Annotated in this window: 1 protein-coding gene; it reads left to right on the forward strand. The window is 52.4% G+C overall.

Annotation, left to right across the window (positions count from 1 at the left end; all coding sequences use genetic code 11):
- Nucleotides 1-483 (forward strand): RHS repeat domain-containing protein (locus tag DCCM_RS06770; protein ID WP_165792041.1); only part of this gene is annotated, 483 nt, incomplete at both ends.

Raw genomic sequence — 483 nt, forward strand, 5'->3', positions numbered from 1 at the left:
CCGGAAGAGTAATCAGCCTCACAGACCCAAAAGGCTGCCAAACCACCTACAGCTATGACGAATCAGGAAACCAAACCAAAGTAACCGACCCCGAAGGGGTATACACCGTATTTACCTACGACGGACTGAACCGGCTTACCGGCACCGCCGACCCTTCAAATAACGTTACCACCTACAAATACGACCCCTGCTCCAACCTGGCGGAAATAGTGCACCCCTTGGGGCACGCTGAATTTTTCAGCTACGACTCCCTGCACAGAAAGGTAGCCTCGGGAAAAAGAGAGACATCCCAGGGAGAAAACCTGGACGTAACCACCTACACCTACGACAGCATGGGAAACCTGCTTACGACAACAGATCCCATGGAAAATACCACCACCTGCGGCTATAATTTAAATAACCGGGTGACCAGCGTAACAGACGCCTTAAACAACGTAACCGGCTACACCTACGACCCCTGCGGAAACCGCACCACCGTAACCA

It is taken from the genome of Desulfocucumis palustris, from assembly GCF_002933875.1.
Taxonomy (GTDB): Bacteria; Bacillota; Desulfotomaculia; order Desulfotomaculales; family Desulfocucumaceae; genus Desulfocucumis; species Desulfocucumis palustris.